Below are 14,032 nucleotides of genomic sequence, written 5' to 3'. Positions count from 1 at the left end.
GGTCAATAAGCAGGGATGTTTAATGATAAATATGAATACGCTTAATCCGCGTGTGCAAATACTATTAAGCTTGATTCTAACCCTCGTTGTTGGATTGTTGTGGTATAAAACCAAAATGTGGTTGATACCCGCAGTTTTTGTCGCCACACCTTTGGTATTAATTGGACTGCTACGTTTTCCGTTTTATATTGTTATTACGTTCATTATATTTTCATATTTTCGTATCCATGAAGCTTTTCCCGTACTCATCCCATTACATATCCCCTTAGCATTTTCGTTAGCCTCTTTTTTTGTATTGGGTTGGCATATTTTTTTAAGTAATAATATTAAAGTGTACTGGTCAACGGAGCTAACATTAGTTTGTCTATTCCTCGGTTGGGCGATGTTTGGGATCCTGTTTGCTTACAATAAAGGGGCCGCACTAACCACCTTTAATGGGGTGCTGAGTAAAGTATGGGTGATGACCATTGCTATCTGTTGGTTGGTACGCAGTATTCATCATTTTCGTATAGCCACCTATTTATATGTGATCGCAGGGGTGATGATTGGTGCAAAAGCAATTAGCAATAAATTGCAGGGAATAGGATTGGTAGAAGGCACACGAGTAACCATTTCCAGAGATATAGGTTCGTTAATTGGTGATCCGAATGATTTGTCGTTAGTCATGATGTTTCCTATGTCCTTTGCATTATCGAACCTGTTGCAGCCTAATATTGGCAAGTTTCACCGGATGTTGTTAGCGGTGGCATATATTATTTTATTTTGGGCCATCATCGCCACGCAAAGCCGTGGAGGACTTATGGGCATCATGGCCATCACAGGCTATTTTGCGTTTAAACGTATCAAAAATAAGTTATATATTTTAGCGGGCGGCGCTATATTATTACCTATCTTGTTAGTCATGGCAGGGGTTGCTGATCGTTCATCTGGTGGCGCTGCTGAAGACGGCGTTGACGAATCCGCAATGGGGCGTATTTATGCCTGGATGGCCGCATGGGGGATGGCGTTAGAAAACCCTTTTACTGGTGTAGGAATAAATAACTTTTATCTTAATTATTACTTGTTTAGCCCTCATTGGGATGGTAAGAATCACGCGGCGCATAGTACTTGGTTTCAAATTTTGGGGGAAACGGGATTTGTTGGTTTAGCGCTTTTTATCGCGCTTATCACCATGCTATTTAAACGTTTGTGGCGTACTGAAATCGATAGTGGGGTATTACCTATGCATGAACGTAATGCTTTTGTGACCTGTAATGATGGCGTTTTTGCTGGGTTGATTGCCTTTTGTGTGGCTGGGACATTTTTAACGCAAGGTTTTACTTGGCCTTTGTATATATTACTGTCGATGACTGTGGCATTAGCTAAAATATTGTCAGATAGGCTCGCTCTTGAAGAAAGGACGAAAGTGAATTAGCGAACGGTAAATATGCGATAAAGTGGGTCACATGTATTAATTAATCGCTGTGTTTGTGCTATGTTTTCGTTACTGTTTATTATCGAGTTTATCTGCATTGCCTGATTATTCTTTTTCTAATGTCGCTCAGTTATTTGGTGCCAATTGCCGCACCTTGTCATTTCGTCCTGAAGGGGCTGTCTTTACCACTAAGCGGCAACAAACCTACCACTATCCTTGGGTAAGTTTTGAACCTAAGCTAAAGCATTATCGGGGCTCCTTCTTTGATACAATCATACTTAATTGGGAGGGCCAACGGGTACGCTTAAATGGCGTGACTAAAGCGGATGTGACAAGCCTTATTGATGACTTGTATTTCCATGCACTAACGGGCTTGGAAACAAAAATATTAATACTTTATCAGCAGCTCACCCAGACAATAGCGCAAGGTTATATTTCCCACTCTAAATGGTTAAGCTTAAAAGCGCTGTTATCACCTTGGGCGGATTGGTTTGAAATGCTACCGAGCATCAATAAGATCCCGCCTACACTGAAAAGTCCTTTAACACACTTGCGTTTTTGGCAACAAAGTCAGCTCGATAATCTGGATAAATATAATCAAGCAGTGATGAATAAGCATAAGCAGAGCCACAAAACCTTGTTTGATAACCTTGAGAGTCACCCGCTGACGGAAAAGCAACGAGATGCCTGTGTTGTTGCTAATGATGCCAATCTGGTACTGGCGGGTGCAGGTTGTGGCAAAACGAGTGTGATGCTAGGACGTTGTGCTTACTTACTTGAGTCCCAACAAGCGACTGCCGATACTATATTGATACTGGCGTTTGCAAAAGATGCCGCGCAAGAGATGAAGGCAAGGCTTACTGAACGGTTACCAAAGGCCAAAATAACGGTTAAAACCTTCCATGCATTAGCGTTAGATATCATTAAGCAAGTTGATGGTGAGCGGCCTAAAGTGAGTAAATTGGCTAATAGTGATACAGCCAAACAGCAATTGTTTAAACAAAAGATAGCAGCACTGTTATGTGAGCAGACGTCACCTGATGAAGACTTCAAAGCCTTGTTTAGTGAGTACTGTTACGCGTATGTTGCTTGGCTAGGTAAGTTACCTGAGAATAAACATGACGCTGAAGTACAAAGATTATTAGCGGGTAAGGGCAGTTATAAGAAACTGTTAAACCAGCTTGTCGAATTGACTATGCAGTATAAAAATAGTCTCGCAGACAAATCTAAACGTAAATCACAGACCTTACAAAAGTTACAGAAGGTCGACGATACTGACCTTGCCGCGTTAACGCATGAGATTGTTGAAATACTACTTGGTTATTATCATGCAGACTTGAACGAAAGCAATGAACTAGATTTTGATGAGATGATCACTAAAGCCTGTGAATATGTTAGCAGTGGCCAGTTTAATTCACCTTGGTTACATATCCTTGTTGATGAATTTCAAGATATCTCGCAAGCCCGGGCGAATTTGGTTAGGCAATTACAAAGTCAGCATGATGACAGTAAGCTATTTTGTGTTGGTGATGACTGGCAGGCTATTTATCAATTCGCCGGCAGTGACATCGCAGTGACGACGCGTTTCAGCGATTATTTTGGTGTTACGAGTACATTACCCTTGGATACGACATTCCGCTTCAATGATCAGATTAGCGCGGTTGCGAGTAAATTCGTGATGGCTAATGCAGAACAACTTGATAAACAGATCACAACGCATAGTAAAGCCAAAAAAGCATGTGTGCAGATCAGTTATTATCAGCTTGATGACGAGCATAAAAAAAGCAATAAGCAAAGTACGGCTAAAAGGACAAAGAAAGTGAATGATGATGAGGCTGCGTCATTACCAGTAAATACGTTAGTAACTACATCTGAGAGCAAACCTGTAAGTAAATCGTCACCAGCAAATGAGTTGTTATTAGCCAAGAAACTAGCGCAACTAGCGGCGAGCAAGTCAGGGAAACAGGAAGGTAAACAAAAATCAGTGTTATTACTCGCGCGCTTTAATTTCCAATTACCTGATACTAAGTCCCTAACAGCATTGTCGTTACAACATCCGCAATTGGATATCAAAGCCATGACAGTGCATAGCTCGAAAGGCCAAGAGGCTGATAATGTCATCGTATTAGCGATGGAAGCGGGTGAGCACGGTTTTCCTTGTCACAAACGTCGCCACCCGTTTGCAGAAATATTACAACCTGATCTGTCGGGGTTCCCTGATGCAGAGGAACGTCGGTTGTTCTATGTCGCCTTAACACGGGCGCGTCAACAAGTTAGCTTACTGTGTAATAAAGACAAGCCATCGAGTTTTGTCACAGAGTTATTGGCTGGAGATTACGCTGTGACAGTCACGAAATAAATAATTCAGCAGCGTATGTAAAGGCGATTTCTGGCCATGTTAGCTGGCAATATTTGTTGTTTCAGCTTCAAGCTTACGTTGGAAATCTTGCTGTACGACAGCCAGTGCTTTTATGACAGTGTCGGCTGCCATCTGATTTTCTTCTAGTAATTGAATAAGATCGACTGCTAATTGTATATGCTTTGGCGCGTTTTCTAGCGACATGATAATAACCCTTAATTTTTATTACATTATTTTAATGAAATATTACGTCTACTGATTTTTAATTGATAACGATATATTTTATCCCAATCAAACTGATATTATTAGCCCATATTCATTGATTAACAATTTTATACCGAGGCTATTATGAACAAAGAACAAGTACATCAAGTGATCCAATTATTACGTGAAGGTCATTCATTAACAGACATTACTAAAATGGCTAAAATCAACGTGATGTATGTAAGCGTTATTCGTAAATTAATGGTAATGGATCTGCTTCAGTTACCTGCAGAAGCTTAATCTATTCGGTTATTGTTCAATAGCTAGGTTCTTAGTTACTGATTTATTACTAGCACTCATGCTAGAGCTATATCGGCATTAGCTAAGATCTTTCTTTTGTTCATAGCGTTGTAATTGTTGTCGTACTTTGGCTGTGGCCCCCTGACAACGCTGTAACCTTTGCTTGGTTTGCTGTAATTGAACCGGATCACTTTGTTGATCTATCATTGCTTGCAAACGGCGTTCATATTCTATTTGTTGTGCTAATTTGGCATATAAATGGTGTGATTTCTGCAATAACTTCTTCGCAATAACATCGTAATTTTTAGGTTCTTCTTTTACTTCACCACGTCTAAAATGACATTGTTGTAATACGCCGTTGATCGCTCTAAATTGATGCGCTACTTTCTCTAATAATACTTCTTCTATCGATAACCCATTTTTTATAGGTAAGACATGATTTGGCGTTATGCTCGATTTATTATCTTTTGCCGCTTGTTTATCAAAATAAGCTTGTAGACGCGTCATACTATTTGCTAACTCTGCCACATATTGATGAATATCTTGATTTTTATAGATGAATAAACCCGGATAGAATAATGCTCGATCGCGTAATTTATAGTTTATCGTTGTGGTGTGACTGGAATTCACTTGTTTACTTAACAGATTTAGCTGTTGAATTCGCTGAGCCAGTTGGTTTAGCTGTTGTTGCTGGCGGTTTATTGTAGCCATGCTTGATACGCTAATTTACAGGCAATGATGATCACGACTGTAATAAACAAAGGGCGAATGAATTTAGCGCCAAAATGGATTGCGGTATGCGCGCCAACAATAGCACCAATCATAATACATAGCCCCATGCTTAAACCGAGATACCAATTGATATGGCCAAGGTAGATAAAAGTGAGTAATGAAGTAAAATTACTGGTGAAATTCATTGCTTTAGCGACGCCAGAGGCAAACAAAATATTCAGTTTGTAGAGTGCCATCGTCGACACTGTCCAAAATGCGCCTGTACCTGGTCCCGCGACACCATCATAGAAGCCAATAATATAACCTTGTGTGCCCTGTTTTTTATGCAGCGCAGGATTATCATCAGGTAAGGTTTCACCTGTGTGTTCTTGGGTTTTGCTAAAAATAGAATAGATAGCGGTAAAGATTATCACCACAGGTAATAACTTGTCTAACCAAGCGGTACTAATGACATTAACCACCAAGGTGCCACAAATTGCACCAATAGCGGTAAACAAGAAGGAACGCCACCAAAATTTGGGATTAAATAAGCGTTTTTTATAAAAGGTGATCGCGGCTGCACACGAGCCAAAACTCGCGGCTAATTTATTGGTACCTAATGCTAGGTGTGGCGGTAGACCAGCACTGAGCAGTGCGGGTACTGTTAATAGACCACCACCGCCTGCAATGGCATCAATGAAACCAGCAACTAGTGCGACGCTGCATAAAATTATAAAAACCGAAGGTTCTAAACCAAGCTCTAACATCAAAATTCTATATTTCTTTTATAAGGGGGGAGCGAATTAAGCAATGCTGGTCCATAGCGTTTACTGATAACTCGACGATCAAGTAGGGTGATTCTACCAGAATCTTTTTCTTTTCTCAGCAATCGGCCACAAGATTGGATCAATTTTTTACTGGCTTCAGGAACTGATACTTGCATAAATGGATTACCACCGGATTTTGTGATCCATTCTGACTGCGCCTCTTCGACTGGCGAGGTTGGTACTGAGAACGGGATCTTGGTAATAATTAAATTGGTAAGTAGATCACCGGGTAAATCAAGACCTTCTGATAAGCTGCTCGTGCCAAATAAAATACTGGTTTTATTCGCTTTGACGTTATCCGCGTGTTTTTGCAATTGCTCGGTACGTGAACTCTCTTTTTGTACCAAGAGTTCTAGTTTTGTGGTGTTACGGATAATTTCAGCGACTTGATTCATTTGACGGTATGAGCTGAATAACACTAAAGATGCTTTTTTGTCAGGCAATAAACTTGGTAGCTTTTCGCCGAGTAATTCGGTAAAGCCCTGTTCATTGGGGGCGAGTGCTAAATTGGGGATATATAATTCAGCTTGTTCAAATTCAAATGGTGAACTTAATTGCAGATGCTGGGTTGATTCATCATTCAATAAGCCTACTTGGCGACGGAAATAGTTAAAATTACCGAGAGAGGTTAATGTTGCTGACGTTAAAATAGCTGCACCACATTGTGACCACAACATATGCTCAAGCTTACTGTCGACGTCGATCAGACTCGCTGCAAAGATATGGTCGTCTTGGCGGCTATCGCTTTTCTCAACCCATTTCGCCAATGGCGTGCCTTTGGTTTCTTTAATTAGCATGTTCCACACTTGGTGGAGGTTTTCGATACGTTGTAAGTAGAAACCCACTTCGGCAATGAGTTTATTGGCTTTTGCTTGTGGCAGTTGATCTTGTTTTAATTGTTCGGCAAGAATATCGACGATTTTAGCGGTTTGCGAAACACCACGTTTGGTCTCGTGGTTCATGTTAGCGGCTAGATCTGCTAATGCTTCAGGTAGTTCCCCGTCTGCAAAGCGCCAAGAGTCATCACTAAACTGCTTGTCATTCGCTGACATTAAACTGTGGATCTTGGTGAGTTCTTTATTAATGCTGTTGATTGAACTGAGTAACTTAGTGACTGGTTCGGAGATTTCACTCGAGGCAATCGCTTGGGTCAGTTGACGCATGGATACAGCCATCGTTTGTAACCAACCTTTAGCGCCTAACACTGATGCATGTGCAGATGAAAAATCACGGGTAATACGTGGCAAGTGATGTGCTTCATCGATGACGTAATAGCAGTCTTCAGGTTTAGGTAAAATAATGCCGCCTCCGAGTTCTAAATCGGCCAGCAGTAAGGCGTGATTCACAATGAGTACGTCGCACTGGTCTAATGCTTCACGGGCTTTATGAAACGGACAGTTACGGTGAGCGCTAAATGATTTACTGCAGCTGTGACGGTCTGAGACGATCATTTGCCAAATATCATCCGGGATCTGAGTCGGCCAACTATCAATATCACCTTTCCACTTACCTGCAGCATAAGCGGTAAACAAACGTTTTATAAGCTGTAAATCCCGTTTTTTAGGAATAGTAGCTAAGTCAGCAAGCAGTTCTATTTGATCATCTGCCTGGGCAAGCATCGCTAATTTTTGTTCGCAGCAATAACGCTGGCGACCTTTTACTAAGGAAAATTCAAATTTCAGTCCCGATTGGCGGCGAAAGAAAGGTAACTCTTTATGTATTAACTGCTCTTGCAAGGCAACGGTGGCAGTAGATATGACTAACGTTTTCTTGGCTTCGGTTGCCAGCGGGATCCCTGCAATCAGATAAGCTAATGATTTACCAGTACCTGTGCCAGCTTCGGCAATAATTAATCGACGGTTTTTATCAAAATTACCGGCGAGGGTCTTTGCCATTTCAGCCACAAGAATATTTTGTGAGCGACGAACGGCGAAGTCAGGTAGTGAATCACGGATGTTCTGATAAACATCACGAATCGCTTTTTTACTTTTATCTGAAAGCATGTTTACTCTTAATCTGAAGAAAGGTCGTTAGTACTTTTATAATCCCTCTATTTTAGCGCAATTATAAAATCTGTATAGATATTACGGCGGAGAACACTGATAAATTTACAGTAGTTTATAAAAATGCCGTGTTAGCGCTTATTCGCCACTGACAAAGCTGACAAAGCTGACAAATTAGAGACTGAAAGCTTACGTTTCGTTTTATATGATGACGCTGTTATTCATACATACATCATAGGTAAAGGGATTCATATGAAGATATTCGTGAGTGTGGCAGTTCTATTCGGGTTATTATTGACAGGTTGCAATAGTTCAGATGACAGTGGTTCATCAACAAGTGCAGGCGGTAAAACACCATTATTTACCGTTTATGGTAATAAAGCCTATATGAATGGTGAAATTAATAGCGATATTGTTGCACAGCTAAATTCGATGACAGCTGCTAATCCACAGGTCGATACGATTGTGATGGTGCAAGTGCCCGGTTCTCGGGATGATGAAGCGAACTTAAAAGCCTCCTTGTTAGTACGCAGTAAAAACTTAAAAACGATGCTCCCCGCCGAGGCTATGATCGCGTCGGGCGGCACTGATTTTTTCCTTGCAGGTGTAGAGCGTATTGTTGATCCGAGTGCGCGCATTGGTGTTCATTCTTGGGCAGACGGAAATGGCACCGAAGGTAAAGACTTAGCTGCAAGTCATCCTGAGCACCTGCGCTATTTAACTTACTATAATAAAATTGGTATCGATCCAAATTTTTATTGGTACACCCTCAATGCAGCAAGCGCCAATGATATTCATTGGATGAGCGCTGCGGACATGGCCAAGTACGATATTGCAACACGAGACATGACTGCCAACGAACAGGCTAACGTGTTTGCTGTGCCAAGTCAGTTTGGCCAAGCTGCAACCGATTTATTTGATCGCTATACTTGGGTTACAGTACCTAATGGTAAAGCGATTCATATTTTCGCTCAATCAAAAGTATCTCTAGCACAGCTACTTAAAGCTCGAAATACACTTGAATTTTATTTAGCTGATACTGCGACAGTAAAGAAAACCCTGGTCGCAAACAGTATGGGTGATCGAGGTGCGTCATTATTTATTTTTAATGATGAAAAAGCCTCTGAAAATGCCATGGAAGGGGAGCTTGGTAATAGTAAAATAGCGGATTTTGGTCAGGATCTATATGCGACTGAGATTTTTGTGGAGGGTGATAGTCGCTACTTAGCTGCGCCATCATCTGCGCGAGATGCAACCTTTGAAGAAGTATTACACCTTACCCAAGCACAGGGCATAGCCCCTGCGTTAGCATCACTACAAAAGAAAATTGCTGACCAAGCAGAGGTGGCGTTAACAAACAATGTATGGAACCCTGACGCTGACCAACTTGAAGAATGGCGTGCTGAAGGTGACTTAGAAACCGGTAATAGTGTTTCTCATGAATATTTTGCCGCCATAGTGGAAGCATATTACGGTATGTGGAAAGGGCTCCCAGCGGGTATGGATGGTTACACGGGCAACTCTCGTGCATTACAAATAGCGCATGATAGTAATGGACAGGCGATTATTGCTGAATTTTTACCTGAATATATCCCAACAACTATGGATATAGACCCGAGTTTTGCAGTTGGTAGCATTTTTTATATGGAATATAATGCGGCGTTAAGTTATACGGCAAAATCACAATATTTACAGTCGGTGCGCTTAACAGGGAAAAATAACAGTAATATTGTAGGTAATAGCCAAAATAACGTCTTGATGGGTAATCAAGGGGATAATCAGATTGACGGTAAAGGTGGAGTAAATACATATAAAGTAAACGGTTTACAATCTGAATTTATAGTTGGGGCTGATGGAGAAGGGTTCTTGCTGCAGGATACGGTTGATGGGCGTAATGGTACTGATAAGTTGCTAAACATTCAGAAAGTTGAATTTAATGATAGTGAACTTAACCTATCGCGATAGCTTGACTTTAACGCCTGACTCTAGCCTAAAGATACTTAAATAACTTAGTTATTTCTTATGATGTATAAATTATTTGCGTATTGTATAAAAATGGAGGTTTAAATGCGTAAGTTTGTTAGTATCAGTGTGCTGCTTGGAGTGCTACTCACTGGCTGTCATAGCCCTACTGAGTATATACCTCCAAGTCACAATATTTGACGTCAGTGCGTTTAACTGGGATAAATAATAGTCATATCTCAGGTAATACCCAAGATAAAATAAATACTCGTAACGGTACTTATTACGTTAACGAATATTCAAACAATTGAATTTAATGATAGTGAGCTAGATTTATCTAAACTTTAAATGCTTAGCTCTGTATTTAAACTTATTTATGAAGATATAAGGCATCCTTGAACATGTTAAAGAATGACAAAAAACACATTTTAATTGTTGAAGATGATTTAGAAATTTGTCGACTTCTTGATATGTTCTTACGCAGTAAAGGCTATCAAGTATCGCTGAGTAATAATGGTATTGATGGACTGGCTGATATTGCTCGGTTAAAACCTGATCTAGTGGTATTAGATATCATGATGCCTGGTTTAGATGGCATCGAAGTCTGTAAGCAAAGCCGTGAATTTTATAGCGGGCCGATTATTATGTTGACCGCTTGTAGTGAGGAAATATCGGAAATGTCAGCATTAGACACTGGCGCTGATGGCTATTTACACAAACCATTACGACCACATATTTTGTTGTCACACATCGAGGCATTTTTGCGTCGTGAAAATAGAAGTAGTAAAAATACGAACGCGATAAATCATACAGGTAGTTTAACGATAGATACCTTAAAACGTCTTGTTACGCGTGAAAATAAAGAGATAATTTTAACTGGCGCAGAATATGAAATGTTAGCCTATTTAGCTAAACAAGCGGGGACGATCGTCAGTCGAGACGAATGTTATCGAGCACTCAAAGGCGTCGAGTTTGATGGCCTAGATAGAGCCTTGGATATGCGTTTATCGAGCATACGTAAAAAGATAAAAGATGATGCCGCACCGTATCAAATCATAAAAACAATTCGCTGCAAGGGTTACCTATTTGTTAAGCAATAATATGGTTACCAAGCTGAAGGGATGGATTCGTTACTATTCCTTTAATACGCTATTTTTAAAGCTATATATTGGTGTCACTGCCGTAATTATAGGTAGCGTCGTCTTTGTTAGTCTCTCGATGGATTATTATTACGATCAACTTGATGATGATGACTTCGTCTATAACGCTAGTTTTGCGGCTAAGCTATTAGATGATTTTGTCGAAGATACAGATCTTTGGAATATGGAAGTCGATTTATTGAGTCGATTTACCGGGTTTACCATTAAAAATATCAAAATGAAAGATGCCTTACTCTATCATCGAAGTCACGAATTATTAGATGTTGTTGATATAAAACCAAACAAAGATTACCCACCTTTACCTGCTGGTATAGGTAAGTGGGGAGTATTCGTTTACAAACATGGAATGGAAAATGATCAGCGTCGTCTTGCTATTATTTTGCCACATAAAGATGGCTTATTACTCATTATTGATCGAAGTGAAGCTATTTATCCAATGGATGGCCCTCAGGAGTGGGCAGATGATGAGGATAATGCTTTCTTTTTTTTAGTAGGTTTTATCTTTTTAAGTATTGCCTTAGTGCTGTATGCCAGTGTTAGAAATATATCCAATCACGTCTATCGTTTAAGTGATGCTAGCTTAGCGTTAGCAAAGGGCGATTTAGATACTCGAGTCAACAATAAAATTCCCGCACCTTTGAATCAAATGGCGACAAGTTTTAATAAAATGGCTGAATCACTGCAGCATTCACAACACCAACAACGGGTGATGGCGAATGCTATTGCACATGAATTACGCACGCCGTTAACCCGAATTCAGTTGGTGATGGGGTTATTAAGTGATGAAGAGCATAGTGAATATACCACTGCATTACATAGTGACTTGAGTCGTTATTCAGTCGAGATGGAAGCCTTGGCTAATGATATCTTGATGTTGCAAACGATCGAGCATAATCCATCATCTATCAATCAGCCCGTTGATCTAAGCTGTTTAATAAAGTCACGTGAAAGTGAATTTAAGCGTCAATATCCCCACATATCGATTTCATCAAATATTGATTGGGTTAGTATGGATGGTAACCCTCGCTACCTTCAACTTATCGTTGATAATCTGGTAAAGAATGCCTGTTTATACGCAGATTCAAGGGTTAAGATCACCCTTAAAAAACATGTTAATTGTTGCTGTATTATTGTCGAAGATGATGGCGATGGCATCAGCCCACTGCAACGTGAACAAGTGCTTGATGCATTTACACGTTTAGATAACAGCCGCAGTCGACAGACTGGTGGTTTTGGTTTAGGTTTAGCAATTGTGAATACGGCGGTTAAAACCATGCAAGGTAAGATAGACATTAAAACCAGTAAACTGGGTGGGGCGATGTTTATTGTTGAGTTTAAATGTGAATGTTGTAGCCCATTTAAGTAATCATCATGCTTATTTTAGTCGTAAAAAATGACGACCGCTGGTGCTTGTCGTCATTTCATCTTATTACTAATGTAGCGCTATACCGAGTCTAGTGCTTGTTATACAGCGCGTAATTCACGGCGTAAAATTTTACCTACAGCTGTTTTTGGTAACTCGTCCATAAATACAATTTGCTTAGGTACCTTGTAGGCCGTTAAAAACTCTCTACAGTGTGCAATGATATCCCCCTCCTCAAGGTCTTGGTTATGCTGAGATTTGACGATAAAGGCTTTCACCGATTCACCAGTTTTCTCTAAAGGTACACCGATCACTGCTGCCTCTAAAATACCACTGTGATTTGATAGGATCTCTTCGACTTCGTTAGGGTAAACGTTAAAACCGGATACGATGATCATGTCTTTTTTACGATCTACAATTTTGTAATAACCATTGTCTAATTGTTCGGCTATATCGCCCGTTTTAAAGAAACCATCACTGGTCATGACTTCTGCTGTTGCTGCATCGCTACGCCAGTAACCTTGCATGACTTGCGGGCCTCGCACAGATAATTCACCAGCTTGACCTGCTGCAACCTCATTATCGCTTTCATCAAGTAGTTTAATCTCGGTACCGGGTAAGGCTGCGCCAATTGAACCAACCAAAGTTTCGTTTGGACGGTTAAATGTGACGACTGGCGATGTTTCAGATAAGCCATAACCTTCACAGATATCACAGCCAGTGACTTCTTTCCATAACTTGGCAGTTGAACTGGTGAGCGCAGTGCCGCCTGAAGTGGTTATTTTTAATTTGCTGAAATCTAATGCTTTAAATTCAGGCTGAGTACATAAACCAACAAATAAGGTATTCAGACCTGAGATGGCAGTAAATGTGACCGCTTTCATTGCATTGACAAAACTTGGCATGTCTCGTGGATTCGGTATTAATACAGTGTGGGCACCAGTACTAAAGTAAAGCAATAGGGTGATGTTAAATGCGTAAATATGATAGAGCGGCAGCGGTGATATGAGTACCTCTTCGCCTGCCATTATTTCGTTAGATAAACGCCCCTTGGTTTGGATGGTATTACTTAGTACATTACCGTGGCTGAGCATTGCGCCTTTTGACAGTCCGGTTGTGCCGCCAGTGTATTGTAAAACAGCGAGGTCATCGATATGACAAGCAACGGGTAAGTAAGGATTCTTTTTACCGAGTGCAATCGCATCAAGTAATGAAATTGTATCTACCTGGGAAGAACCTTGCGCTTGTGGTGCGAGTAAATCGGCAGCATGAGTAGTAATGATTGTCTTAATATTGGTATCTGGCAGTACTTTTTCTGCCACCGGCAATAGGTCAGATAAGATAACTAATGCCGTTGCTTCAGAATTGTTGAATTGATGTAACATTTCACGTGGCGTGTAAAGTGGGTTGGTATTAACTAATACTAATCCTGCGCGAGTCGCGCCATAAGCAACAATAGGAAATTGGGTAATGCTCGGCAATTGGATCGCAATCTTATCACCTGGTTTTAGGTCGGTATAGTTTTGTAAATAAGATGCGAATGCGGCAGATAGCTGGTCTATCTCTTTAAATATAAGGGTTTTACCTAAACAGGTATAAGCAGGTTTATTGGCATATTCTTCACAAGTATCTTGTACCAAATCAGCAATACAGTTGAGTCCATTCAATTCTATTTTTTCTACAGCAGCATTCGATAACATATAATTCTTCCTATCATTAAGTTGTTTTG

The 14,032-nt window shown here is 40.4% G+C and carries 11 protein-coding genes; 6 read left to right on the top strand and 5 right to left on the bottom strand.

Annotated elements, in window-relative coordinates; genetic code table 11:
- Window positions 1-22: 22 nt before the first annotated feature.
- On the top strand, window positions 23-1,414 hold the full coding sequence (locus tag FR932_RS10725; protein ID WP_019440619.1) for an oligosaccharide repeat unit polymerase: 1,392 nt from the start codon (window positions 23-25) through the stop codon (window positions 1,412-1,414).
- Window positions 1,415-1,463: 49 nt separating this feature from the next.
- Window positions 1,464-3,773, top strand: a complete 2,310-nt coding sequence (locus FR932_RS10720) for a UvrD-helicase domain-containing protein (protein WP_019440618.1) — start codon at window positions 1,464-1,466, stop codon at window positions 3,771-3,773.
- Between the two features lie 39 nt (window positions 3,774-3,812).
- Here the strand turns inward: FR932_RS10720 and rsmS are convergent, their stop codons facing one another.
- Entirely contained in the window at window positions 3,813-3,977 is a 165-nt protein-coding gene (gene rsmS / locus FR932_RS10715) for a pleiotropic regulatory protein RsmS (protein ID WP_019440617.1), read from the bottom strand.
- A 144-nt stretch (window positions 3,978-4,121) separates the two neighbouring features.
- Between rsmS and FR932_RS21460 the strand changes: the two genes are divergently transcribed.
- Window positions 4,122-4,277 (top strand): hypothetical protein, encoded by a 156-nt coding sequence (locus FR932_RS21460; protein ID WP_019440616.1) that lies wholly within the window; start codon window positions 4,122-4,124, stop codon window positions 4,275-4,277.
- A 78-nt stretch (window positions 4,278-4,355) separates the two neighbouring features.
- Here the strand turns inward: FR932_RS21460 and priC are convergent, their stop codons facing one another.
- Genes priC through dinG form a run of 3 tightly spaced genes read right to left on the bottom strand, consistent with a single transcriptional unit; the run spans window position 4,356 to window position 7,818 of the window.
- Complete coding sequence (gene priC, locus FR932_RS10710; RefSeq protein ID WP_019440615.1) at window positions 4,356-4,988, bottom strand: primosomal replication protein PriC; 633 nt, start codon at window positions 4,986-4,988, stop codon at window positions 4,356-4,358.
- Window positions 4,976-5,755, bottom strand: a complete 780-nt coding sequence (locus FR932_RS10705; RefSeq protein WP_019440614.1) for a sulfite exporter TauE/SafE family protein — start codon at window positions 5,753-5,755, stop codon at window positions 4,976-4,978. The genes priC and FR932_RS10705 overlap by 13 nt, the downstream gene beginning before the upstream one ends.
- Window positions 5,755-7,818, bottom strand: a complete 2,064-nt coding sequence (gene dinG / locus FR932_RS10700; protein ID WP_019440613.1) for an ATP-dependent DNA helicase DinG — start codon at window positions 7,816-7,818, stop codon at window positions 5,755-5,757. Before dinG ends, FR932_RS10705 begins: the two co-directional genes overlap by 1 nt.
- A gap of 252 nt (window positions 7,819-8,070) precedes the next feature.
- On the opposite strand from dinG, the gene FR932_RS10695 reads away from it, so the two are divergent.
- The 3 genes from FR932_RS10695 (at window position 8,071) to FR932_RS10685 (ending at window position 12,306) form a co-directional block, all read left to right on the top strand.
- Window positions 8,071-9,783 (top strand): COG3904 family protein, encoded by a 1,713-nt coding sequence (locus tag FR932_RS10695; protein ID WP_019440612.1) that lies wholly within the window; start codon window positions 8,071-8,073, stop codon window positions 9,781-9,783.
- Window positions 9,784-10,181: 398 nt separating this feature from the next.
- Window positions 10,182-10,880 carry a response regulator transcription factor gene (locus FR932_RS10690; RefSeq protein ID WP_019440611.1) on the top strand — a complete coding sequence of 233 codons (699 nt, stop codon included), beginning with the start codon at window positions 10,182-10,184 and terminating at the stop codon, window positions 10,878-10,880.
- Window positions 10,867-12,306 carry an ATP-binding protein gene (locus tag FR932_RS10685; protein ID WP_019440610.1) on the top strand — a complete coding sequence of 480 codons (1,440 nt, stop codon included), beginning with the start codon at window positions 10,867-10,869 and terminating at the stop codon, window positions 12,304-12,306. The genes FR932_RS10690 and FR932_RS10685 overlap by 14 nt, the downstream gene beginning before the upstream one ends.
- A 98-nt stretch (window positions 12,307-12,404) precedes the next feature.
- Here the strand turns inward: FR932_RS10685 and FR932_RS10680 are convergent, their stop codons facing one another.
- Window positions 12,405-14,003 (bottom strand): AMP-binding protein, encoded by a 1,599-nt coding sequence (locus FR932_RS10680; protein ID WP_019440609.1) that lies wholly within the window; start codon window positions 14,001-14,003, stop codon window positions 12,405-12,407.
- Between the last annotated feature and the right edge of the window lie 29 nt (window positions 14,004-14,032).

It is taken from the genome of Moritella marina ATCC 15381 (assembly GCF_008931805.1).
Classification (GTDB): domain Bacteria; phylum Pseudomonadota; class Gammaproteobacteria; order Enterobacterales; family Moritellaceae; genus Moritella; species Moritella marina.
This window is presented reverse-complemented; position numbering and strand designations above follow the sequence as displayed.

Coding starts and splice junctions, on each gene's coding strand:
- priC (WP_019440615.1), bottom strand. CDS start 4,988: ATGGCTACAATAAACCGCCAGCAACAACAGCTAAACCAACTGGCTCAG.
- FR932_RS21460 (WP_019440616.1), top strand. CDS start 4,122: ATGAACAAAGAACAAGTACATCAAGTGATCCAATTATTACGTGAAGGT.
- rsmS (WP_019440617.1), bottom strand. CDS start 3,977: ATGTCGCTAGAAAACGCGCCAAAGCATATACAATTAGCAGTCGATCTT.
- FR932_RS10690 (WP_019440611.1), top strand. CDS start 10,182: ATGTTAAAGAATGACAAAAAACACATTTTAATTGTTGAAGATGATTTA.
- FR932_RS10695 (WP_019440612.1), top strand. CDS start 8,071: ATGAAGATATTCGTGAGTGTGGCAGTTCTATTCGGGTTATTATTGACA.
- dinG (WP_019440613.1), bottom strand. CDS start 7,818: ATGCTTTCAGATAAAAGTAAAAAAGCGATTCGTGATGTTTATCAGAAC.
- FR932_RS10725 (WP_019440619.1), top strand. CDS start 23: ATGATAAATATGAATACGCTTAATCCGCGTGTGCAAATACTATTAAGC.
- FR932_RS10680 (WP_019440609.1), bottom strand. CDS start 14,003: ATGTTATCGAATGCTGCTGTAGAAAAAATAGAATTGAATGGACTCAAC.
- FR932_RS10705 (WP_019440614.1), bottom strand. CDS start 5,755: ATGTTAGAGCTTGGTTTAGAACCTTCGGTTTTTATAATTTTATGCAGC.